Consider the following 22,657-nt stretch of genomic DNA (forward strand, 5'->3'; position numbering starts at 1 on the left):
CGCGTGAATCAGCGTGCCGTCACTCGCCGCCCGGCGAACGGCACGCTTCGCACTGCACCTGCGTGACCGTGCGCTGCGCCGGATCGGCTGTGAGTCGCACGGCCGACAACTGGTTTCCCCATACGCAACCCGAATCGAGCGCGACGACGTTGTCGCGCAGCATCAGGCCGAGCGCGGCCCAGTGCCCGAACACGACCGTCACGTCCTCGGTGCGGCGCCCCGGCACGTCGAACCACGGCAGGTAGCCGGGCGGCGCGCTGTCGGGGCCGCCGTTCGCCTTGAACTCCATTACGCCGTCGGGGGTGCAGAAGCGCAGGCGCGTAAACGCGTTGAACGCGACGCGCATCCGGTCGCGTTTCTTCAGGTTCGGACTCCACCGGTTTGGCTCGTTGCCGTACAGGCCTTGCAACGTGTCGCGCCAGTCGGGGGCACGCAGCGCGTGCTGCAGTTCGTCGGCGAGTTCGAGCGCGAGCGTGGTGTCCCATTGCGGTAGCACGCCGGCATGCACGAGCAGTTTTCCGTCTTCGACATGCACGAACGGGCGGTGGCGGACCCAGTCGAGCAGCGCGTCGGCGTCGGGCGCGTCGAGGATCTCGCCGATGGTGTCGCCGGGGCGTTCGGTGCGGATCCCGGCCGAGACGGCGAGCAAATGAAGGTCATGGTTGCCGAGAACGACCGTCGCGCGCGGGCCGAGCTCGACAATGGCGCGCAAGGCGGCGAGCGAGCCCGGGCCGCGGTTGACGACGTCGCCGGCGATCCAGAGCGGCGTGTCGGCGGGAGCTGAAAGCTTGGCCAGCAGCGACTGGAAAGCGGAATGACAGCCTTGGATGTCGCCGATGGCGATGGGAGCGAGGGTCATGGGGCGGCGGACTTTGCGAGTATCGAGAACGCGGGAAAAATTATCCAGTCAATGCGGCGCCGTGCAATTTCTGTTCCGCAACAGCGCGGGAATCTGGCAATAAATTTCGCGCCTGGAAAGGGTTCGAAGCGCTGTATCAAGTTGTTAGCGGCATGGCTTTTGCTGGGGGCGGCTCCCTATAATTGTCGCTTTCCCCAACAAAATTAGCATTTCATGACTTTGGAGGCCATGTCGACCGGTTAAAATTCCCGGTCTGACGTGGCAATCACAAGCTACTGGCATTTGCGAATCCGATGTGGCCGGCGCCTGATGGCACCTGCCGCACACTATTTGAGGGAGCCTCATGATCCTGGTTACGGGCGGCGCGGGTTTTATCGGTGCCAATTTTGTACTCGACTGGCTGCGCGCATCCGACGAAGCCGTGCTCAACGTTGACAAGCTGACGTACGCAGGGAACCTGCGCACGCTGCAGTCGCTGGACGGGAACCCGAAGCACGTGTTTGCCCGCGTCGACATCTGCGACCGTGATGCACTCGACGCACTCCTGGCCCAGCACAAGCCCCGCGCGGTGCTGCACTTCGCCGCGGAAAGCCACGTCGATCGTTCGATCCACGGCCCCGCGGACTTCGTGCAGACCAACGTCGTCGGCACGTTCACGCTGCTCGAGGCGACCCGCCAGTACTGGAACGGCCTGAGCGACGCCGACAAGGCCGCGTTCCGCTTCCTGCACGTGTCGACCGACGAGGTGTTCGGTTCGCTGTCGGCCACCGACCCGCAATTCTCCGAGACGACGCCGTACGCGCCGAACAGCCCGTATTCGGCGACGAAGGCGGGTTCCGACCACCTGGTGCGCGCATACCATCATACGTACGGTCTGCCGGTGCTGACGACGAACTGTTCGAACAACTACGGCCCGTACCAGTTCCCGGAAAAGCTGATTCCGTTGATGATCGCGAACGCGCTCGCGGGCAAGCCGCTGCCGGTGTATGGCGACGGCCAGAACGTGCGCGACTGGCTGTACGTCGGCGACCACTGCAGCGCGATCCGCGAAGTGCTCGCGCGCGGCGTGCCCGGCGAGACGTACAACGTCGGCGGCTGGAACGAAAAGAAGAACCTCGAAGTCGTGCATACGCTGTGCGACCTGCTCGACAAGGCGCGCCCGAAGGCAGCAGGGTCGTACCGCGACCAGATCACCTATGTGACCGATCGCCCGGGCCATGATCGCCGCTACGCGATCGATGCACGCAAGCTCGAACGCGAGCTCGGCTGGAAGCCGGCGGAAACGTTCGAGACGGGCTTGGCGAAGACGGTCGACTGGTACCTCGACAACCAGGCCTGGGCCGACGAGGTCGCATCGGGCGAGTACCGCAAGTGGGTCGAGACGAACTACGCGAAACGCACCTGAGGAGAGAAGCGATGGCACGTAAAGGCATCATTCTCGCCGGCGGCTCCGGTACCCGGCTGTATCCGATCACGCACGTCGTATCGAAGCAGCTCCTGCCGGTGTACGACAAGCCGATGATCTACTACCCGCTGTCGACGCTGATGATCGCGGGTATTCGCGATGTGCTGATCATCTCGACGCCGCAGGACACGCCGCGCTTCGAGTCGATGCTCGGCGACGGCAGCCAGTGGGGGATGAACATCCAGTACGCGGTGCAGCCGTCGCCCGACGGGCTCGCGCAGGCGTTCATCATCGGCAAGGAGTTCGTCGGCAACGATCCGTCGGCGCTGATCCTCGGCGACAACATTTTCTACGGGCACGATCTCGCGAAGCAGCTCGAGCGTGCGCACGCGCAGGAAAGCGGCGCGACCGTGTTTGCGTATCACGTGCACGACCCGGAGCGTTATGGTGTCGTCGAATTCGACAAGTCGTTCCGCGCGCTGTCGATCGAGGAGAAGCCGGCCAAGCCGCGTTCGAACTACGCGGTGACGGGCCTGTATTTCTACGACAACCGCGTATGCGACATCGCGGCCGACATCAAGCCGTCGCCGCGCGGCGAGCTGGAAATCACCGACGTCAACTCCCGCTACCTCGATAGCGGGGCGCTGAATGTCGAGATCATGGGGCGCGGCTATGCGTGGCTCGATACTGGCACGCACGATTCGTTGATCGAGGCGGCCAGTTTCATCGCGACGCTGCAGAAGCGGCAGGGTCTCGTGGTCGCATGTCCAGAAGAAATCGCATATCGCCGCAACTGGATCGACGCGGAGCAGGTGCTGAAGCTCGCCCAGCCGCTCGCGAAGAACGCATACGGTCAGTACCTGAAGAACATTCTTACGGATCAAGTCGCATGGCCATCCAAGTAACGGCAACGGCGCTGCCCGAAGTCAAGATCATCGAGCCGAAGGTATTCGGCGACGCGCGCGGATTCTTCTACGAGAGCTTCAACGGGAAGGAATTCGCCGAGCAGGTCGCGCCCGGCGTCGAATTCGTGCAGGACAACCATTCGCGCTCGTCGAAGGGTGTGTTGCGCGGTCTGCACTATCAGATCCAGCACGCGCAGGGCAAGCTCGTTCGCGTGGTCGAAGGCGAAGTGTTCGACGTGGCCGTCGACATTCGCAAGGGTTCGCCGAACTTCGGCAAGTGGGTGGGCGTGGTGCTGTCGAACGACAACCATCGCCAACTGTGGGTGCCGCCCGGTTTCGCACACGGGTTCGTCGTGCTGTCGGAGGCCGCGCAGTTCCTCTATAAGACGACCGACTACTGGTTTCCGGAACACGAGCGCAGCATCGTGTGGAGCGATCCGGAGATCGGGATCGAATGGCCCATCGATTTCGAGCCGCTGCTGGCGGCGAAGGATGCGGCCGGCAAGCGTTTGAGCGAAGCAGAAGTTTTTGCATGAGGAGCCGCATGAGTCAGCCGAAGATTCTGGTGACCGGCGTCAGCGGTCAGGTCGGATTCGAGTTGTTGCGAGCCCTTCAGGGGCTGGGAACGGTCGTTGCCTGCGATCGCTCGATGGTAGACCTCGTCGATCTCGATCGTTTGCGCGCCGTGGTACGGGAGCAGGCTCCGGCGATCATCGTTAATCCTGCCGCCTACACCGCAGTCGACAAGGCCGAGGACGAAGTCGAGTTGTCGATGCGACTGAATGCCGAAGTGCCGGCCGTCTTGGCAGAGGAGGCGGCGCGTCTCGGGGCCGTGCTTGTGCATTATTCGACGGACTATGTGTTCGACGGCACGAAGGATGATCAATACGTCGAGGACGACCCCGTCAATCCGCAAAACGCTTACGGACGGAGCAAGCTCGCGGGTGAGCAGGCGATTGCCGCATCCGAATGCGCCCATCTGATTTTGCGGACGAGCTGGGTCTACGGTACACGCGGCAAGAACTTTCTCTTGACGATGCTGCGGCTTGGCGCGGAGCGTGACGAATTGAACGTCGTTTTCGACCAGATCGGCGCGCCGACGTGGTCGAAAACGATCGCGACGCTCACGGCCCATATCCTCGCCCAGGCTGCAGGTGTCGGCGAGGCAGATCGCGACGCATGGTGGCGTGAGCGATCGGGTATCTATCATCTTTGCGCGTCGGGTTCTACGTCATGGCATGGCTTTGCCGAAGCGATCTTCGACGCATCGAAGCTCGCGCGCAAGCCGAAGGTCAATCCTATCCCGGCATCGTCGTATCCGACTCCCGCCGCGCGGCCGGCCAACTCCCGGATGTCTGTCGACAAGCTGTCGAGAACGTTTGGAATCCGGGCACCCGACTGGCACGATGCGTTGCGCCTGTGCATGGCGGAAAGATGAGTACTGAGCTGCGCGTAGGCGCGGTTGTCGTGTTTTACAATCCGGATGTCGCTTGTGTCGAGCGAGCCAACCGCTTGGCGAAACAGCTTCGATGTGTTGTGGTGGACAACTCGCCGACGATGCGGGGTGCGAAGGATCTGGGGCTTGCCGAGTCGATCGAATATCTACCCAACGGCGAAAACAAAGGTATCGGTGCAGCGCTGAATCGCGGCGTGGCGGCTTTGATCGACGAAGGGTGCGAGGCAGCATTCGTATTCGATCAGGACAGCGAGCCGTCACCCATGTTGCTGACAGAGCTATCGCACGTGATCGCGAAAGCCAATGTTGATTTCGTAAAAATCGCATTGGCTGGCCCCGCTTACGACGATGCGAGACTCGGCGGCGTGGCTCCGTTCGTGCGATTTCGAGTTTGTTGGCTCGAACGCGTCGTGCCTGCGGGACACGATTTGATCGATGTTGATTTCCTGATCACATCCGGGTCATGCATCAATCTCCGTTACTGGGCGGAGATCGGCGGGATGGATGAGTCGCTCTTCATCGATTTCGTCGATCTCGAATGGTGTGTCCGGGCAAAGCATTGCGGGTTCAGGGTCGTTGGCGTGCCGTGGGTAACGATGCAGCACGAGCTGGGCGAAGAGCCCGTGCGGATACTTGGTCGCGCGTATCCGATGCACAATCCGCTGAGGCATTACTACCTGTTCAGGAATGCCGTCGCCCTGTTTCGTCGCGGCTATGTCCCCTGGCAGTGGAAAAGCTCGGAGGTGTTGAAGCTGCCGGTGCGGCTCGCCATCTACGCGTTGTTTCCCAAACAGGCGCAGGAACATTGGCGGATGGCGTGGCGCGGGTTGCTTGACGGTTTACGCGGAAAGGCCGGGCCCTACTCGCGCTGACGATGGCGGGGGCCCGTCCATCGTCTTGGGCACGGCTTCATTCGAGCATGTCGAGACGGGGCGGCTCGGCAAGCGCGAATGGCGCGACTTTGCCGCTTAGCGTCAGGTTGGGATTGTAGGCAGGATCGAACTCAAAATGACCGGCCCAGCGATTTTCCATCCAGCGTACTTCGCCGACGAACCGCTGATATTTGTCCGGATCCATGTCGGAGCCGCGCGTCGCCGATTCGTGGTGGTATAACTCGGCATACGGCGTCCAAACATTCCGATAGCCGGCTTCTCGGACACGTAGGCAAAAATCCACATCATTGAAGGCGACTGCGAGTTCCTCGTTCAGTCCGCCGACCTTCAAGTAGATGGCTTTGCTGATGACGAGGCATGCTGCGGTGACGGCAGACAGATTCTGCATGGCCACGGCACGGCAGAAGTAGCCATACTGTCCTCTTGGCAGAAGGGTATGCATATGACCGGCTACGCCGCCCAACCCGATCACCACGCCGCCGTGCTGCAGCTTGTTGTTCGGATACCAGAGTGCGGCTCCGACAGCGCCATTTCCGGGTTGTGACGCGATGCTGACGAGTTCGTCCAGCCAGTCCGGCGAAATGACTTCGATATCGTTGTTCAGCAGGCAGACATAGTCGCCCGTCGCGATCTCGACGGCCCGGTTGTTCAGCGCGGAAAAATTGAATGGCGAATCGTCCCGCAGAATTCGAACTCGGGAATCGGCTCTCAGCGAATCAAAATATGCAAGTGTTTCCGGGTTCACGCTGCCGTTGTCGACAACGATGATCTCGTAGTTCGGATAGATCGTCCGGGAGAAGATGCTATCAATGCACTGCTTGAGAAGCGACAGGCCATCGCGCGTCGGAATGATGATGGAAGTCTTCGGCGCAGGTCGAGGAAGCGCATATCTGACGCGAAGCGTCGAATGCTCATTGCATGGGTGCTCGACGATCGCGCGCGTCTGCATACGGGCGAGATGCTCCTCAAGCGCACGGATCGCCGCTAGCAATGCGTACGGTTTTTCACTTCCACTACTCGCGGTGCTGCCGGGAAGGATGCGCCAATGGTATAGGACATGAGGAATATGAACCACTGCATCGTGTCCGGCAATCTCAATGCAACGAAGCGCGAGATCGTAGTCTTGACTCCCTTCGAGTCCTTTTCTGAATCCACCTGCGTCGCGTACGAGGGCCGTTTCGTATACACCCAGATGTGAAAACACATTCTGGGAGAGGAACAACTGCGGATTCCAGTCACTCTTGAAATACGGCGAGGTTCGTTCGCCGTCGGCCGAAAGCTTGTCCTCGTCGCTGTAGAGCATCCGTGCGCCCGGGTGTTTGTTCAGGTACTTGACTACCATGAACAAGGCGTGCGGCGGAATGACGTCGTCGTGATCGAGCAATGCGACATATTCACCGGTCGCGATGTCGAGCGCGCTGTTGCTTGCCTCGGAGATGTGCCCGTTCTCAGTCCGATACACAACCTTGATTCGGCTGTCACTTGCACAAGCCGCTTCGAGTACCGCTCTAACCGATTCGGATGGTGACGCGTCGTCGGCGATGCACAGTTCCCAATGCGGATAAACCTGCGCACGGACTGATTCGATCATTTCGCGCAGAAAACGCTCGTCGCTGTTGTACGTGGGGACGACAATCGAGATCAGTGGGCGGCGCTCGAAATGTTCGATTTCGGCGACTGACTGGATTCTTCTTTGCGGGGTGAACGTGTCATAGCGTTCGATCCATGAACGATAGACTTCGGTTGGGAGAGGACTATCTGCAAAGCCGGCGCCGTTGCTCAGCCGACTCAGGCGTGCGCGTAGCCCGCGAACGCCATCGCGCCGTAATGCTCTCAGGTTGTAGCGCAAAGCACTGATGTAGCCGCCGCGTATCTGCGCCTGACGAGAGAGTGTCTGGAACGTCAGTTGGATCATGCGCGCGATGCGGTTCAGGCCCCGTAGCGGCGCTGTCACGCGCCACGACGTCGAATTACGCAGTGCTGCGATCTCGGTCCGCAATCGGATGACTTCCGCTTGCGCGGCAGCGCCGGCGTCCGCCTCTACGCGTGCTTGCTTCAATTGCTCTCCCAGCATATGCGTACGCGAGAGGGCTTCTGTAAGCTGATGTTCGAGCGGCTTGTCGCGAGATGCGTCGCTGCCGGGCGGAGTCGACGGTCTTGAATTATGCATCATGGCGATGTGGTGTTAATCCTGAGACGGGACAGCTGATTCGATCGACAGCGAGATGTTCCGCATGGGAATCCCGACCAGTCCGGTCGACGACGACGCGGCCTCCGACTTGAATACATAAGCGTCGTGTACACGGAGCAGCAACTGCTCTCCCGGCAGCGCGGCGTCCGCGACAATGACGTCGATAGCATAGTCGCCGGGCGCGAGAACCGGCATCAGGAAAGTGAACTCGGCAGCTATCTGTTCGTTTTCCGCAAGGCTGAGCGGCTGCTCTGCGCAGACCCAGTACGTGTGATCGCCAAACAGCATGCGACCCAGTCTGTCCTTGACGGTGAACCCGACCACTGCTTCGGATATCGGATGGGCGACCGAGGCCTTGATGCGCAGTGTTGCGAGCTCTCCGCCGGCCATCCAGAGCATCCGGCTGCCATCCTCTCTCGTCAGTTCCACCGATTGGAGCAATGCGCTGCCGCCGAGTGCGGTACCGGGTTGCGAAGGATCGAAAGTGAAATTTCGGGTGGCTGCGATTTCGCGAGACGAGTATCGGGTCCGCTGATCCAGTCTTTCTCCTTCATTGCTATCGAGGATGGCCACCGGAGGTGCCGAGATACTGCTCTTGCCTTGTTGCGACTCGTAATAGGCTTGCAGGTACCGATTGCTGACATCTTTGGGGTCGCCTTCGTCGACGATCACGCCGCGATCGATCCAGACGGCACGTGTACACAGGGACCGGATTGCCGATGTGTCATGGCTCACGAACAGGATCGTGCCGGTCTGCATGAACTGGCGAAGAAAGCGCATGCATTTTTGCGTAAAGAACGCATCTCCGACGGCCAACGCCTCGTCGATCACGAGAATATCGGCGTCGACGTGTGCGATCACCGCGAAGGCGAGGCGGACGAACATACCGCTGGAGTAGGTCTTGATCGGCTGATCGATGAACTCACCGATATCGGCGAACGTTTCGATCGCGGCAAACCGTTCGTCGATCTGCTCTTTCGAGAGCCCGTGTAGCTGGCCGTTCATGTAGACGTTTTCTCGCCCGGTATATTCGGGGTCGAAACCGGAGCCGAGCTCCAGCAAGGCCGCGATCCGGCCGGCCGTCTGAATTGAACCTTCGGTCGGGGATAGCGTTCCACAGATAATCTGCAGTAACGTGCTTTTCCCGGATCCATTTCTACCGATGATCCCGACTGTTTCGCCGCGGTTCACGGTCAGATCAATGTGGCGCAATGCCCAGAAGGTCCGACCTGCGGCCTCTGCATGCCGGCGCAATCGGGTTTTGAGCCTCGTGCCGGGGGCAAGGCGTGCGGCGAAATTGAAAACCAACTGGACAAGCCGGTCGGACGGCCGGTCATACGCTTTGAAGCCCTTGCCGAGCGACGCTACCTCGATGACGCGCTCAGATGACATCCGCAAATCCTTTTCGCGTTTTCTGGAACCATGCGAAACCGATCCACGACACGATCAGGCTGATCGCCAGATAACCGCTCCAGATCGTCCAATCGATCGGCTTGCCCCAAATCAGGACGTTTCGGCTTTGTTCGATGGGGAAGGTCAACGGATTCCAGTACACCAGCTTCCGGATGTTTTCGGGCAACGATGAAAGAGGAAAAAAGATCGGTGACAGGAACATCAGTGCGGTCACCAAGATGCCTATCGTTTGGCCGATGTCGCGCAAGTAGACACCGGTGGCCGACAATAGCCAGGAGATGCCCAGAATGAGCAGGCAAAGGGGGGCCAGAACAATGGGCAACAACAGCGCCGTGATCGGGATGCTTCCTTGGATCAAGAATTCGGCGACCAGGAGAATCGTGATGCTGACGAATGCATGAAAGAGTGCCGAAAGCAAGCTGATGCACGGCAGAATTTCAAGCGGAAAGACAATTTTCTTGACGAAATTGGTGTTGACGAGCACGAGCGACGGCGCGCGGTTCACGCATTCCGAGAATATGTTGAACGTCAGCATGCCAGCGAAAAGCACGACCGCGAATTCGCTGTGCGAGCCTGGCGTCGTTTGCCCGCCCCAGCGGGATTTGAACACCCCGCTGAACACGAACGTGTAAACGCTCAACATGAGGAGCGGGGTAAGCATCGACCAGAGGATGCCGAGTGCCGACCCTTTGTAACGCCCGACAGCATCCCGCCGGGCGAGATCGAACATAAGGCGGCGGTTCTTCACCAGCGATGTCAATAGGTACGTCGGCGAGGCACTGAAGCTTTGCATGGGTCTACGAACGGAAGCGTGTAAGGCAGGAGTGATTTCGAGTCTGCATGTGCGGCGGAGGCCCGAATGCGGTACCCGAGGACATGGAATCGGGGATTATCTCATAGCCCGTTTTGCTGTCCGCTGCGTTCGGCACGCTCGGGCGTACCGAATGCATCACTGGTAACCAAATGTGTGCAGGGCCTCGCGCGCACTGTATTCGCAATGCGCGATGATTTCTGGCGAAAGCTGGCTTTGCCACGCACTGATCCGCTCGGGAAGGAACGGTTGCGCGAGGTTGAGGTGGCTCGGATTCGTACGCAGCTCGGGGCCGCGTCGGCTGGCATCCAGCATCGACTCCTGGAACGAAACGTCGAGGAGTTGCGTCAGTCGCTCGGTAGTAGCCGCCGGTTGCAACACGAAATCCTCATATCGGATGAGCGCGTAGTTCGGGCGATCCTTGAGCACGTGATACAGATGCAAATTTGTGTAACTCCAGATGCGCGGAAAATACTCATCGATGCCTGCAGGTGCCCAATCGACGTTCTGCAGCGATGCAACGGACCCGCGGACATCGCGAATGATGTGAACGAACTTGATCGGGGCGTCGAGCAGGCCAGACTGTTCGAGCTTGCGGATCGACAGCAAGTCGTCCGGAGACTTGTCGCCGCATTCCCGCTTGCCGAGCCGGTTCGCGAGTTCGCGATAGAGTGCCTGAAGCGCGTCGGCGAGCGTGGGTGCAGCCGACTTGATCACGTTGCGGATGTCGTTTTCGGTGAAATGTTGTCCGAAAACGACGGGAAAGTCATCGGATGCGATCAGCGAATGCGCGATGACGTCAGCAGCCTTTTCCCAGTTCGAGACGCTTCCCGCGATGTGGGCGCTGGTGCTGATCAACGTCGTTTGCATCGGGATGAACAAGTCGGGGTGGAGGTTGAGCGTCTCTTTAAGCAGCGTCGTGCCGGAACGGGGTGAGCCGAAGATAATGAACATGGCCGAAGGAGGGGTCTTTGCCGTTGCTGGGCGGGGGCAAGTGCTGTCAAGGGCTGTCGCGGCGCCCGCGCATCGATTATTGCAGATCAAAGGAAGTGAAGCTGTTACGTCCTGTTACCGACGAAACCGATAGCGTTGCCCGCGACGGGACATCCGGCGTCGATACCCGTCAGTTGCGGGCGGTTTGTTAAAATGGCGCGTTGCGCCCGGCTCGTTGGGCCGGGTAATTTGCAGTGGTGCGCGGATCGCGCCTTCGACGAAAGGGCTTCAATGTCACAGCAGATTGTCATTCGCGCATCGGGAGTGGCAAAAGGATTTCATTCATACGATTTGCCTGCGAATCGCCTCAAGCAAGCGGCGTTCAGCATGGCGAGCCGTATGCTACCAAGCCGCAAGGGGCGCGGTTACGCGCGGGCGAAATCGGAGGCTTATGCCGATGTTTTCTGGGCGTTGGATGATGTCAGCTTCGAGGTCGCCAAGGGCGAAACGATCGGGATCATCGGCAGAAATGGTTCCGGAAAGAGCACGCTACTGCAGATCGTCTGCCAGACGCTTTCGCCGACCCGGGGGGCGATCGATACGGTGGGTAGGGTGGCCGCCTTGCTCGAACTCGGCTCAGGGTTCGATCTCGAATATACGGGGCGCGAGAACATTTATCTGAACGCGCAACTGCACGGGCTCTCGCGTCGCCAGATCGACGAGAGGCTCGACAGGATCATCGAATTCGCTGATATCGGCGAATTTATCGACCAGCCGGTGAAGACGTATTCGAGCGGCATGTTTGTGCGGCTTGCATTTGCGGTCATCGCGCACGTGGATGCCGATATCCTTGTCGTAGACGAAGCGCTGGCGGTCGGTGATGCCTTCTTCAATCAGAAGTGCATGCGGTTCATGGATCAGTTTCGAAAAACAGGCACGATTCTGTTTGTCAGTCACGATACGTCGACCGTCAAGAAGCTGTGCTCGCGCGTCATTTGGATTGACAAGGGCAAGGTCAAACGCGAAGGGGATCCGGAGGCAGTGTGCGAGGCATACCTCGACGCCTATTTCGACGCCGCGCCAGCGGGGGCGACGCCTGCGCCGAAGCACGTGTCAGGCCCGCGTGGCACTGAGGCGCAAACCGATACACGACTGTCGACAATCAACTTTACGCGCTTTCGTAACGACATCGAAGTGCTTCGGTTCGATCCCCATGCCGCCTCGTTCGGCAGTGGTGCGGCGCGCATTGTCAATGTCGAGCTCATCGATGACGACGCAAATGTGCCGCTCGCGTGGGCAGTGGGCGGGGAGCGCGTCACGCTGCAGGTAACCGCCGCTATTCACGATGACGTGCACGCACCCATCGTCGGTTTTTTTTTCAACGATCACCTTGGCCAACCGTTGTTCGGGGAAAACACTTACCTGACTTGCAAAGACGAGAACTCATCATGTCGCGCCGGCGATACGCTGGTGGCTCGCTTCTCGTTTACGATGCCGCTTTTGCCGATCGGCGAGTATGCGCTCAACGTAGCGATCGCGGACGGAACCCAGCAAAACCATGTGCAACTGCACTGGATTCATGACGCATTGCCGATTCGCGTGCATTCGTCGAGTATTGAACATCACCTCCTTGCAGTGCCAATGCTGCGCGTAGGCGTTTCCGCTTCGTCCGTCGCGTAGCCCCCAGATTACTATGGCCAACGAATATTTGAAGATTTCCGAACATGCATCGTCATCGCCGAGCCGCGATTCCGAAACGACGTCAGATCTGAACGACGATCTTGTCTGGGATGGTGAACGCTATATTCCCGGCATGTCGGCTCAGATCGAAGTGGAGCACATGCATCGGTATCTCGTTGCGCGCAAGCTCGCATCGGGGCTGCGTGTGCTCGACATCGCGTGCGGTGAAGGGTATGGGTCATTTGCGTTGTCCCGAACCGCGGCGTCTGTCGTAGGTGTCGACATCAGCGACGACGCGATCCATCACGCGCAATCCGCGTATGGTCGAGCGGCGGATAACCTGACGTTCGTCGTCGGATCAGCCGCTGACATCCCGCTGGCCGATGCAAGCGTCGACATGGTTGTGAGCTTCGAAACGATCGAACATCACGATCAGCACGAGGCGATGATTCGCGAGATTAAGCGGGTACTGCGCCCCGACGGTTTCGTCATCATTTCGAGCCCGAACAAATACGAGTACTCCGATGTACCGGGCTACTCGAACCCGTGGCATGTCAAGGAACTCTATCTGGACGAGTTCGAGTCTCTCCTGCGTTCGCAGTTCTCGCAAGTGGCGCTTTACGGCCAGCGAGTGATGACGGGGTCAGTGCTTGCTGCGCTCGAGTTGCGCGAAGCGCCAATGCGGACGTTGCAGCGGGACGATATGGCGGGCGACGAAGAGCATGCCGGTATTGCTCGACCGCTCTACTTCGTTGCGCTCGCATCGGACGTCAAGCTTCCAAGTCTCGATGTGACGATGTACGAAGTTGCCAACGTGGCCGGCGAGGCGATTTCGAAGACCCAGAGTGGCCGAGTCGAATGTAAGGTGTACTGGCAGACGGATACGGACGAGTCGTGGTCCGAGCGCCATGCCATCGGGTGTTATGTGCGCGCGGACGGAAACGAGCGCGTCGCGCATCTTGAATTGCGCGAGCCGGCAGCGGCGCTCAATGTGCGGAAGTTGCGTATCGACGTGACCGATCGCCCTGGCGTTGTCGATCTGGCCGATGTCGAGCTCGTCGATTCCGACGGGCGCGTTCTTTGGACCTGGCGCAGCGATTTAGCCGGGAAACCGGAGGTGTCGGGCGCGTTCGTCCTTGATGGCGGTTGGCCGATAAAGCTCGTCGTCCCGGGCGACGATCCGTGGTTTGAGTTGCCGGCGCCGGATCATGTATTGCAAAAACTGACGAATGGTTGCGCGTTGTTGCTTCGCCTTTCGGTGCGTGCAGAGGCTGATGCGATCGCGGAACTTGCGATCCGATCGGACGAACAGTTGAAGAAGCTGAAAACGCATATTAGGGAAGCGATACAGGAAAGTAGTGTTGGGGAAACCGTCGGCGGCACAGTGACGTCCGGGAATGCCGTCGGCGAGGTCGGTATCGACGACGCGCTGAGTGGGCTTGCGCGTATGACGGATCGCATCGAGACGGAACGGGTTATCCGCGAACGTCTCGAGACCGAACTCGACGAGAAAGAAAAACGCGCTGCGGTTCTGTCCGAAAATGTGCTTGGCCTCGAGCGCGAGCGCGAGCGCATTTCAAACGAGCACCATCGCGTCGTTGGCGAGTTGCGGCGGCGCGGCGAGCTTCTCCGAACCGCAGCCGCTGATGCCGATGCGCGTCTAAGACAACGCGATGAATATATCAATGCGCTGTTTGCCAGCACGTCGTGGCGCATCACGAAGCCGCTTCGCTTTGCAAAGCGCCTGACGGTCGGGGGCGCCGAGCGTGCTGCGGCGATCCGCTCGGCGGGCAAGGTGCTCTATCGGCGACTCCCGGTTCCTCACTTCTTCAAGCGAAAGGTAAAGGGTCTCTTTTTCAGGGTATTTCCGGGCGTGTTTGTGCATACGCGCGCGTATCAGGACTGGGCGGCGCTGCGTAGCCGGTTGCGTGGTGAGGCCGCAACCGTGCCGGTCCAGGAGCATGCTGCTGCAGGGGCGGCGTCATCGTTCGTTGAGCCTGAACCGAAGGCTGATGAAGTAAATCTTGCGGCGCAGCTTCTGCCGGTCATGGCGGTAAGCCCGTCGCAGGACTATCAGTCATTTCCGCCGACGGCGCCGCGAAAGGTGCCAGTGAAGGCTATCGCCTTCTACTTGCCGCAATTCCATCCGTTCCCGGAGAACGACGAATGGTGGGGGCGCGGCTTCACCGAGTGGACGAACGTAACGCGTGCCGTACCCCAGTTCGCTGGGCATTATCAACCGCACTTGCCCGGCGAACTCGGCTTCTACGATCTCCGGATCCCCGACGTGCAACGCCGCCAGGTTGAACTCGCGAAGGCGGCAGGGGTGGGCGGGTTCTGCTTCTACTTCTACTGGTTTGGCGGCAAGCGCTTGATGGAAGCCCCGATACGCCAGTATCTTGAACATCGTGAATTCGACCTGCCATTTTGCCTGTGCTGGGCGAACGAGAACTGGACGCGTCGCTGGGACGGCCTGGATCAGGAACTGCTGATTTCGCAGCATCATTCGCCCGAGGACGATCTCGCGTTTATCGAGCATGTCGCTCAGTACATGCGCGACGCCCGTTATATTCGCATCGACGGTCGCCCGCTGCTGCTGGTGTATCGTCCGAATCTGCTTCCTGATGCGGTCGCCACCGTTGCACGGTGGCGCGAGTGGGCTAGAGCAAATGGTCTCGGGGAGTTGTATCTCGCTTATACGCAGTCGTTCGAAAGGGTGGATCCGCGTGAATACGGATTCGATGCGGCCATCGAATTCCCGCCGAACAACAGTCAACCGCCGTCGAAGGCAGACAGCGTTACGTTGATCAATCAGGGTTACGCCGGCCATATCCTGGACTGGACGCATTATCTGGAGCGCAGCCGATCGTATCAGGATGCCGAGTACCGCTTGTTCCGCGGGGTGACGCCATCGTGGGACAACGAGGCTCGCAAGCCAGGGCGCGGAACCGTATTTGTCGGCTCGACGCCGAAGTTGTACGAGGAGTGGCTATGCAACGCAGCTACTGATACCGTGCGGCGAATCGGGAACCCGGATGAGCGTCTAGTCTTCATCAATGCGTGGAACGAGTGGGCAGAGGGGGCACACCTCGAGCCGGATCGTCGGTACGGCTATGCCTGGCTGCAAGCTACTAACAATGCACTTTCGCGTGCAAGTGCGGCTGGCAGTGCGCGTCGTATCTTGGTCGTTTCTCACGATGCTTACGCGCACGGCGCACAGTTCTTGGCGCTCAATTTGGTCAAGACGCTGGCTGTGGAGTTCGGCGTCGACGTGGAGACCGTGTTGCTTGGCGAGGGGCCGCTGAAGTCCGAGTTTGAGCGTTGGGGAGCCGTTCACGACCTGGCCGGTGTCGATCCCGCGGGCGAAGCGGCGCAGGCGCTGATCGACAAGTTGGTACAGCGAGGTTTTGGCGCTGCGATCTGCAATACGACCGTATCGGGGTTGTTTGCAGGGGCTTTGTCGCGCGCTGGCGTGAATTGCATCGTGCTCGTCCACGAACTTCAGGGCATGTTGGCCAAGTACGGGCTCGAACGTCACGCGGCGGAGATATCTCGGTACGCGGAAGCAGTCGTTTTTCCTGCCGACATGGTGCAGCGCTCGTTCATGGCGTTCTCCTCCCTCGACGAGCAGCAGATTCGCGTGCGTCCGCAAGGATTGTACAAGCGCAATCAGATGCGAGGCGATGTCGCGCGCGCGCGTTCCGCGTTGCGCGAACGTCTCCATCTTCCGGGCGACGCGAAGATCGTGCTAGGCATGGGTTATGCCGATTTCCGTAAGGGGATCGACCTGTATGCGCAGGCGGCAGCGAATCTCGCCGATCGAGACGATACCTATTTCGTGTGGGTAGGCCATTGGGAAAGCGAAGCAAAGGCCGCAGCTGATGCGATCATTTTGAAACACGGTCTACAACACAAGGTTGTGTTCACCGGGCTCGATGTCGATACCGATCTTTATTATGCCGGCGCGGATGTGCTCGCGTTGACGTCGCGTGAGGACCCGTTTCCGTCCGTTGTGCTCGAGGCGTTGGAAGTGGGGGTGCCTGTCGTTGCGTTCGACGGAGCGAGCGGCAGTTGCGAACTGCTGAAGCGAGGCGGCGGTGTGGTGGTCCCGTTCGAAGATGTTGGCGCTTTTGCGGCCGCGCTGCGCAATCTGATCGCGTCTCCGAAGCTTACGCAAGACCTCGGTTCGAAGGGGGCACGAATCGTGGCGGACGAATTTTCGTTCCGCCACTACGTGTATGACCTCCTCGATATGTTGAATTGCGGATTCAAGCGCGTCTCTGTCGTTGTTCCCAACTATAACTACGAACGCTATATCGGCGAGAGGTTGGATTCGGTCCTCAAGCAGACGTATCCAATCTATGAACTGATCGTGCTTGACGACAATTCGTCGGATGGGAGCGTGCCCGTGATTCGTGAGCACTTGGCGAATCAGAGCGTTGACAATCGCCTGTTCGTGAATAGTGCGAACTCGGGGTCGGTGTTTGCCCAATGGAAACGGGGCGTCGAATTCGCGAGAGGCGATTTCGTGTGGATTGCCGAAGCGGATGATTTGTCACATCCGGAGTTTCTCGCGACCGTCGTAAGCGGGTTCGACGATGAGCAAACAGTGCTGAGTTACTGTGAATCGAAGCAGATGGGTGAAACGGGCGAGATCATCTGCGAGCACTATCGCGACTACGTGGCGGACATCTCCGCCACGAAATGGACGAAGGCGTATATCGACGACGGCAAGCGGGAAATATCCGGAGCGCTTGCCGTCAAGAACACCATCCCTAACGTCAGCGCGGTCATATTTCGGCGAGGGATCCTCAAGGATGTACTTGAGCGCCACTTCGAGGACATTCGACAGTTTCGTGTCGCGGGCGACTGGATGGTGTATCTGCGGGTGATGGATTGCGGCAGGGTCGCGTTCGCCCCCGAGTCGCTCAATCTTCATCGCCGGCACGCCGCCAGCGTAACCATCGGTGGCGATGCGGCGGCGCTGCTCAAGGAGATTCGAACGGTTCAGCTATGGGTGCGCCGGCATCATATGGTCGATGCGTCCATCGTCGAAATCGCGGATCGATATGCGCAGGAGCTTTGTTCCCAGTTCGATGTGGATCCATGCGTGATTGACGAGATGAAGGAGTAGCGCGGCGCATAAAGAGGGGGCGGATGCGTGCCCCCTTCTTCCCGGCGCCGACGTTCCAGCGATATCGCGATGCGGCGTCGGACATAACGGCGCCTGAAATTTGTCCATAGATTCGGCGAGTAGCCATGCCGCCGATAGCGTGGACTTATGTCGCCAGATTGCTTGTGCGCCAGCGCTGAATCGCTCTGATGGCTGCCTTGCCGAGGTTGTTGCCTGGTGTTTCGACGAAACGGTAGGTGAGCCACGATAGCAAGGTAACCACCGCCAGCGCTGTCGCGATAGACAGGAAATACGAGACCGTCACATAAGCAAAGTGCGAATAAATGACGGTGAACAGCTTCGACATGAGGAAGATTGTCGTAGCGTGGCTCAAGTAGACTGAGTAGCTGATCTTGCCGTAAAAGCGCGTAACGCGATTGACCAGGATTACCGGAGCCTTGATTGCGAGACCGATCAACAGCGTACCGTAGATAACAGCCTGGAGCGTTAGTCCGTCGAACATGTCGATCTGGACAAGCCCGTATGCCAATCCGAGCAGCGCGGCAATGGCGGCGGTCGTCAGCAACTCGCCTCCACCGTAGCGTCGGACGCGTTCGACGTCGAGGAGCCTATATGCGTGATAGGCGACGATGCCAAATGCGAATGTCGGCAAATGATGCAGGAGGCTAAAGTTATAATATGTTGCTGCAGTGGCTTGGTCCGCGACCAAGTGGAGTACCGCGGCATGCCACAGCGCACGCGTTAGCAGCGTACAGAAGTAAAAGGCCAACGCCCGTCCGATATTACCTGTGCGTTGAAAGATCGCAGGGAAGAAAATGTAAAAAAGCATTTCGACGCCGAGCGTCCAGCTTGCCCATACAAAACCTTGCTCATGGCCTGGAGATAGATTCAATACGAAGAAAACGCTCCGGATAATTTCCGAAAAGGGATGCGCTGCATCGAAAATGATCTTGTCCCGAATGCAATACAAAATGATCCAAACATAAAACAGGGGCGCGATACGAAAGAAGCGCCGCAAATAGTAATTGAGCAGCGGCGTTGCTTCGTCCTGTCGACGCGCATCCATCGACAAGCAGAGTGTGAATGCGCTGACCACGAAGAACAGCGTTACCCCCGATCCCCCCAGCCCGGTGAAGGGGGCAATCCAGAGTGGTGCCGCCGCCTGAGGTGTCGTGATCGGGGTGAAGTGATAAAGCAGGACGTACAGCGCAGCAAGACCGCGTAACGCGTCGATAAAGCCAAGCTTTGAAGGAGGCATTTTTCGGTTCGGGAAAGGAAGCGACTGGCATCATAGCACCGCCGTTCCAAGGCCTCCAGCGCCGATTGTTTATCGTGCGCTGATTTCAAGACAGACGTTCCGGGATGCGAGAATACTGCTCGCGCAAAGCGTGGGCGTTGGCCGCGGCCACCTCGAACAGGCCATATCGAATCCGACCCTCGCGATGGACCGATACAGTCATCCTTTGCGATTGCATTCGAGTGAAAATGAATGCGGTGTTGTTTTGTTATATAAATAATAAAATAATGACGTTCTCCCTTATGTATTAACTCATGGTTTTTGTTGCGTTTTATGGCCGGGTGCACCGGTCGCGGAGGTATGTCGCTAAACGGGAATTGGCTACAAGTGACGGGTGAAATATGGTGGGCTGCTAACTTCGGAACTGCGCCGGCTGACGCAGCCTGAAGATGAGAACGCGAAGCTCGAGCGGCCTGTTGCCGATTTGTTGTTGGGAGGGGCTATGCCGCAGGACGTGTTGTAAAAAAATGTATGGTCCGAGCCCTTGTCGGCGCCGGGAGCGGGTCACGGACTTGACAGTTGCATCCGAGAGCCGGGCTTTCACTTCCGGCTTGCCGCCGCGGACCAAACCCGGACTCGATCACGATGTCCGAGCGAATGAGGGTATCATCCAAGTCAACAACGAAAAGGCTGTCTTGCGTCGAACCTGCGCCGGCGGGCGGCGGCGCTGAGCGATGGCTATCCAGTTGCCGATTCTCGCGGTAAGCGGGACTTTGGCAGCAATGGACGACAAGCATCTGGGCATACTTGCCCGATCTAGCAAAACTCAGCAAACTCACAAATTTTCGTGACAGGCAACCAACGTTTGATCGTGCTGCTCAGCATTCGCGGGGCCGTATACACATGAATGACGCTATCGTGTCACCCAAGTCGCTCGGTAGCTTGTCGATATCGATAGTTGTTTATCGTCCCGATCAAGCGGCGCTGATGCAGACACTCGGTAGCGTCAGCGCGGCGTGCGGGCGATTGCGAACGATCTGGCCCGGAATATCAATCGAATTATTCATGGTCGACAATGGCGGCCTGGAAACCATGCCCGCGGTGAAAGCCAAGCTGGAATCTCTGGGTTTGCCGTACCGGGTGCTGACGGGGCACGGTAACGTCGGCTATGGTCGCGGACATAACCTTGCGATCGCTCAGGTCACAAGTCGTCACCATCTGATATTGAATCCGGATATCGATCTCGATACCGCGGCACTAGCTGCTGCTTGCGATTTCTTCGAGGCGAATCCGGAGCTCGGCTTGCTGACGCCGTGGATAGGTGATGACGCAGGCGGGCAACAGTATCTGTGTCGGCGCTATCCGTCGGCGATCGACTTGTTCGCGCGCGGCTTTCTGCCCGCACGCTTGCGCTGTTTTTTTGCGCAGCGCCTCGCCCGCTACGAGATGCGCGACGTGATCAACGACCGCGACATCGTCTGGGATCCGCCCATCGTCAGCGGCTGCTTCATGCTGTTCCGCACTGAAGTCCTGAAGAAACTCGGCGGTTTCGACCCGCGCTACTTCCTGTACTTCGAAGACTACGACCTCAGCCTGCGCACGCACGACGTCGCTCGCGTCGCCTACGTCCCGTCGGTGCGCGTGATCCATCACGGCGGCGGCGCATCGCGCAAGGGTTTCGCGCATATCCGGATGTTCGCCGCGTCGGCCTTCAAGTTCTACAACCGTTTCGGCTGGAGGCTGTGGTGAGCCGTCTCGTCGTGACCGGTGCAAACGGCTTCGTCGGTCGCGCGGTCTGCCGCCGCGCGCTGGACGCTGGACATACCGTTACCGCCCTGGTAAGGCGCGCGGGAGGATGTATCGCCGGCGTACGCGAATGGGTGCATGACGCTGCCGATTTCGAAGGCGTGGATGCCGGTTGGCCAGCCGATCTGGTCGCCGACTGTGTGATCCACCTCGCGGCCCGCGTGCACGTGATGCGCGACGAATCGCCCGATCCCGACGCTGCGTTCGACGCGACCAACGTCGCCGGCACCCTGCATCTCGCCGAGGCGGCGCGTCACCACGGCGTGCGCCGTATCGTCTATGCGAGCAGCATCAAGGCAGTTGCCGAGAGCGATGGCGGGGTGCCGTTGTCGGAAACCGCACGTCCCGGTCCGCAGGATGCGTACGGTCGCTCGAAGCTGCGAGCGGAGCAGCAGCTTGCGCAGTTCGGTGTGTCGAACGGGTTCGAGGTCGTGGTTGTTCGGCCACCGCTGGTCTACGGTCCGGCGGTCCGCGCCAACTTCCTGCGCATGATGGACGCGGTTGCGCGTGGGATGCCGCTGCCGCTCGGTTCCATCCCAGCGCGCCGCAGTATCGTCTACGTCGACAACCTGGCCGACGCACTGCTGCAATGCGCGATCGATCCGCGCGCGGCCGGCGAGTGCTTCCACGTCGCCGACGATGACGCGCCGTCGGTCACGAACCTATTGCGCCTGGTCGGCGATGCACTTGGCAAACCGGCACGCCTGATTGCCGTCCCGTCCGTCGTGCTGCGGGCGCTCGGTGCGCTGACCGGCCGTCGGGCGGCGATAGACCGCCTGACCGGCAGTCTCCAGCTCGATACGGGCCGGATCAAGCGCGTACTCGACTGGCATCCCCCCTATACGACTCGCCAGGGCCTCGAAGCGACCGCCGCATGGTATCGTTCGCGCGATACACGAAAATAAAAGCCACATGCTTCTCGCGAATCCCACCTGGCTCACCACGGCCGCGGCGGCTCTGGCCGCCGCATTCGCCTCGACGACGATTCTCCGCGTACTGCTCGCCACCGGGTTGGCCTGGCGTCTTGCCACCGATATTCCGAACGATCGTTCGCTTCATACGCTGCCGACACCGCGAGTCGGTGGATGGGGCATCGTGCCGGTCTGTGTCGTTGCGCTGCTCACGCTGGCACCGCGACTGTGGCTGATCGCGATCGCCGCTGCCGGGCTGGCTGCGATGTCGCAGATCGACGACCGGCGCGGGCTGCCGGCCCGTGTGCGGTTCTCGGCGCATCTCATGGCAGTCGTCGCACTGATCGTCGTGTTTCCGGCCGATGCACCTTGGTGGCTGCTCGCCGGCGTCGGTTTCGCAATGGTCTGGCTGACGAACCTGTACAACTTCATGGATGGCGCCGATGGTCTCGCGGGCGGCATGGCGCTGTTCGGCTTCGGCGCGTACGCGGTCGCGGCGCTGACCGGCCCGACGCCGTCGCCGGATCTGGTCGTGGCCGGGTCGGCTGTCTCCGGCGCCGCACTCGGCTTCTTGCTGCTGAATTTCCACCCAGCTCGGCTGTTTCTCGGCGATGCCGGCTCGATTCCGCTCGGATTCCTGGCTGGAGCGCTTGGTTACTGGGGCTGGAGCGGGGGCGTGTGGCCGATCTGGTTCCCGGCGTTGGTGTTTGCGCCCTTTATTGCCGATGCATCTGTAACACTTTTGAGACGTCTGTTACGTGGCGAAAAGTTCTGGCAGGCGCACCGGGAGCACTATTATCAAAGGATGGTCCGGGCGGGCGTAGGTCACCGCCGGACTGCTCTTTATTGGTACCTCATCATGCTCGCAGGCATAATCGTCGCCGTGTGGGCAATGGGCCGCCCGGAACTGCAGCAGTGGTTGTCGTTCTTCGCGTGGTATGGCGTTCTGGCATGTATCGGATTGGTGATCGACATGCGTTGGCGCCGGTTTCAGTCGGCCGCCGAAAATAACTCTTGAGGTTT

General features: G+C 59.7%; 16 protein-coding genes and 1 pseudogene. 11 read left to right on the forward strand and 6 right to left on the reverse strand.

Features of this window, described 5'->3' with window-relative positions:
* Nucleotides 1-19: 19 nt before the first annotated feature.
* A complete protein-coding gene (locus WT24_RS10740) occupies nt 20-859 on the reverse strand; it encodes a symmetrical bis(5'-nucleosyl)-tetraphosphatase (RefSeq protein WP_060033393.1) in 840 nt (279 codons plus the stop codon).
* A gap of 343 nt (nt 860-1,202) precedes the next feature.
* Between WT24_RS10740 and rfbB the strand changes: the two genes are divergently transcribed.
* The 5 genes from rfbB to WT24_RS10765 are packed head-to-tail and all read left to right on the forward strand — an operon-like array spanning nt 1,203 to nt 5,497.
* On the forward strand, nt 1,203-2,264 hold the full coding sequence (rfbB, locus tag WT24_RS10745) for a dTDP-glucose 4,6-dehydratase (RefSeq protein WP_060033396.1): 1,062 nt from the start codon (nt 1,203-1,205) through the stop codon (nt 2,262-2,264).
* A gap of 11 nt (nt 2,265-2,275) precedes the next feature.
* Nucleotides 2,276-3,169 carry a glucose-1-phosphate thymidylyltransferase RfbA gene (gene rfbA, locus WT24_RS10750; protein WP_034206577.1) on the forward strand — a complete coding sequence of 298 codons (894 nt, stop codon included), beginning with the start codon at nt 2,276-2,278 and terminating at the stop codon, nt 3,167-3,169.
* Nucleotides 3,154-3,705: a dTDP-4-dehydrorhamnose 3,5-epimerase gene (gene rfbC / locus WT24_RS10755; RefSeq protein ID WP_060033399.1), complete on the forward strand. Its 552-nt coding sequence runs from the start codon at nt 3,154-3,156 to the stop codon at nt 3,703-3,705. The genes rfbA and rfbC overlap by 16 nt, the downstream gene beginning before the upstream one ends.
* Nucleotides 3,706-3,713: 8 nt before the next feature.
* The gene (gene rfbD / locus WT24_RS10760; protein WP_257127467.1) at nt 3,714-4,607 is read left to right on the forward strand and encodes a dTDP-4-dehydrorhamnose reductase; all 894 of its coding nucleotides are present in this window, start codon (nt 3,714-3,716) and stop codon (nt 4,605-4,607) included.
* Complete coding sequence (locus tag WT24_RS10765; RefSeq protein ID WP_373557226.1) at nt 4,604-5,497, forward strand: glycosyltransferase family 2 protein; 894 nt, start codon at nt 4,604-4,606, stop codon at nt 5,495-5,497. Before rfbD ends, WT24_RS10765 begins: the two co-directional genes overlap by 4 nt.
* Before the next feature lie 37 nt (nt 5,498-5,534).
* Here the strand turns inward: WT24_RS10765 and WT24_RS10770 are convergent, their stop codons facing one another.
* The 4 genes from WT24_RS10770 to WT24_RS10785 form a co-directional block, all read right to left on the reverse strand.
* Entirely contained in the window at nt 5,535-7,433 is a 1,899-nt protein-coding gene (locus tag WT24_RS10770; protein WP_060033678.1) for a glycosyltransferase, read from the reverse strand.
* A 270-nt stretch (nt 7,434-7,703) separates the two neighbouring features.
* Entirely contained in the window at nt 7,704-9,101 is a 1,398-nt protein-coding gene (locus WT24_RS10775) for an ABC transporter ATP-binding protein (RefSeq protein WP_060033409.1), read from the reverse strand.
* Nucleotides 9,091-9,915, reverse strand: a complete 825-nt coding sequence (locus WT24_RS10780; protein ID WP_060033411.1) for an ABC transporter permease — start codon at nt 9,913-9,915, stop codon at nt 9,091-9,093. The genes WT24_RS10775 and WT24_RS10780 overlap by 11 nt, the downstream gene beginning before the upstream one ends.
* A gap of 156 nt (nt 9,916-10,071) precedes the next feature.
* Nucleotides 10,072-10,887 (reverse strand): sulfotransferase, encoded by an 816-nt coding sequence (locus WT24_RS10785; RefSeq protein WP_060033413.1) that lies wholly within the window; start codon nt 10,885-10,887, stop codon nt 10,072-10,074.
* 270 nt (nt 10,888-11,157) lie between these two features.
* On the opposite strand from WT24_RS10785, the gene WT24_RS10790 reads away from it, so the two are divergent.
* A complete protein-coding gene (locus tag WT24_RS10790) occupies nt 11,158-12,546 on the forward strand; it encodes an ABC transporter ATP-binding protein (RefSeq protein WP_060033416.1) in 1,389 nt (462 codons plus the stop codon).
* 13 nt (nt 12,547-12,559) lie between these two features.
* Nucleotides 12,560-17,680 carry a glycoside hydrolase family 99-like domain-containing protein gene (locus tag WT24_RS10795; RefSeq protein ID WP_257127468.1) on the forward strand — a complete coding sequence of 1,707 codons (5,121 nt, stop codon included), beginning with the start codon at nt 12,560-12,562 and terminating at the stop codon, nt 17,678-17,680.
* 145 nt (nt 17,681-17,825) lie between these two features.
* Here WT24_RS10795 and WT24_RS10800 read toward each other — a convergent pair whose 3' ends face one another.
* Entirely contained in the window at nt 17,826-18,938 is a 1,113-nt protein-coding gene (locus WT24_RS10800) for an acyltransferase (RefSeq protein ID WP_060033419.1), read from the reverse strand.
* A gap of 370 nt (nt 18,939-19,308) precedes the next feature.
* On the opposite strand from WT24_RS10800, the pseudogene WT24_RS35265 reads away from it, so the two are divergent.
* The 4 genes and pseudogenes from WT24_RS35265 to WT24_RS10815 all read left to right on the forward strand — a co-directional run.
* Nucleotides 19,309-19,492: pseudogene (locus WT24_RS35265) on the forward strand (IS3 family transposase); the annotation flags it as partial.
* 328 nt (nt 19,493-19,820) lie between these two features.
* Nucleotides 19,821-20,666 (forward strand): glycosyltransferase, encoded by an 846-nt coding sequence (locus WT24_RS10805; RefSeq protein WP_060033422.1) that lies wholly within the window; start codon nt 19,821-19,823, stop codon nt 20,664-20,666.
* The gene (locus tag WT24_RS10810; protein WP_060033684.1) at nt 20,663-21,628 is read left to right on the forward strand and encodes an SDR family oxidoreductase; all 966 of its coding nucleotides are present in this window, start codon (nt 20,663-20,665) and stop codon (nt 21,626-21,628) included. Before WT24_RS10805 ends, WT24_RS10810 begins: the two co-directional genes overlap by 4 nt.
* Nucleotides 21,629-21,635: 7 nt before the next feature.
* Nucleotides 21,636-22,652, forward strand: coding sequence for a glycosyltransferase family 4 protein (locus WT24_RS10815; protein WP_060033425.1), 1,017 nt, complete (start codon nt 21,636-21,638; stop codon nt 22,650-22,652).
* Nucleotides 22,653-22,657: the final 5 nt, after the last annotated feature.

This window comes from Burkholderia sp. MSMB1078WGS (assembly GCF_001528895.1).
Classification (GTDB): Bacteria; Pseudomonadota; Gammaproteobacteria; order Burkholderiales; family Burkholderiaceae; genus Burkholderia.